This is a genomic window from Burkholderia sp. SRS-25 (genome assembly GCF_004343765.1).
Lineage (GTDB): Bacteria > Pseudomonadota > Gammaproteobacteria > Burkholderiales > Burkholderiaceae > Burkholderia > Burkholderia contaminans.
In genome coordinates this window covers 1-1,131 of record NZ_PTXM01000056.1, presented here as the reverse complement: position 1 = coordinate 1,131, position 1,131 = coordinate 1, and the positions used below count along the sequence as shown (strand labels likewise).

Below are 1,131 nucleotides of genomic sequence, written 5' to 3'. Positions count from 1 at the left end.
GCGGTGCGTGCGCACGGCGGCCCGAGCGTCGAGGTGATCCAGGCCGGCGAGTCGTACAGCGACGCGTATGCACACGCGGTCAAGGTGCAGGAAGAGCGCGGTCTCACGTTCGTCCATCCGTTCGACGATCCGTACGTGATCGCCGGCCAGGGCACGATCGCGATGGAAATCCTCCGCCAGCACCAGGGCCCGATCCACGCGATCTTCGTGCCGATCGGCGGCGGCGGGCTCGCGTCCGGCGTCGCGGCCTACGTGAAGGCGGTGCGCCCGGAGATCAAGGTGATCGGCGTGCAGGCCGAGGATTCGTGCGCGATGGCGCAATCGCTGGAAGCCGGCAAGCGTGTCGAGCTGAGCGAGGTCGGCCTGTTCGCGGACGGCACCGCCGTGAAGCTGGTCGGCGAAGAAACCTTCCGGCTCTGCAGCGAATACCTCGACGGCGTCGTGACGGTGAACACCGACGCACTGTGCGCGGCGATCAAGGACGTCTTTCAGGATACGCGCAGCGTGCTCGAGCCGTCCGGCGCGCTCGCGGTCGCGGGCGCGAAGCTCTACACGGAACGCGAAGGCATCGAGAACCAGACGCTCGTCGCGGTCACGTCCGGCGCGAACATGAACTTCGACCGGATGCGCTTCGTCGCCGAGCGCGCGGAAGTGGGTGAAGCGCGCGAAGCCGTGTTCGCGGTCACGATCCCCGAGGAGCGCGGCAGCTTCAAGCGCTTCTGCTCGCTCGTCGGCGACCGCAACGTCACCGAGTTCAACTACCGGATCGCCGATGCGCAGGCCGCGCACATCTTCGTCGGCGTGCAGATCAAGCGCCGCGGCGAATCGGCCGAGATCGCCGCGAATTTCGAATCGCACGGCTTCCGGACCGTCGACCTGACGCACGACGAGCTGTCGAAGGAACACATCCGCTACATGGTCGGCGGCCGTTCGCCGCTCGCGCTCGACGAGCGCCTGTTCCGCTTCGAATTCCCGGAACGGCCGGGCGCGCTGATGAAGTTCCTGTCGTCGATGGCGCCGGACTGGAACATCAGCCTGTTCCACTACCGTAACCAGGGCGCGGACTACAGCTCGATCCTCGTCGGGCTGCAGGTGCCGCCGGCCGATCGCGCCGAATTCGAACGCTTCCTG

At 67.2% G+C, this 1,131-nt stretch carries 1 protein-coding gene; it reads left to right on the top strand.

Going from position 1 to position 1,131, the window contains the following annotated elements; translation table 11 throughout:
• The coding region (gene ilvA / locus C5O79_RS37860) for a threonine ammonia-lyase, biosynthetic (RefSeq protein WP_131932308.1) at positions 1–1,131 on the top strand (1,131 nt) is incomplete at both ends.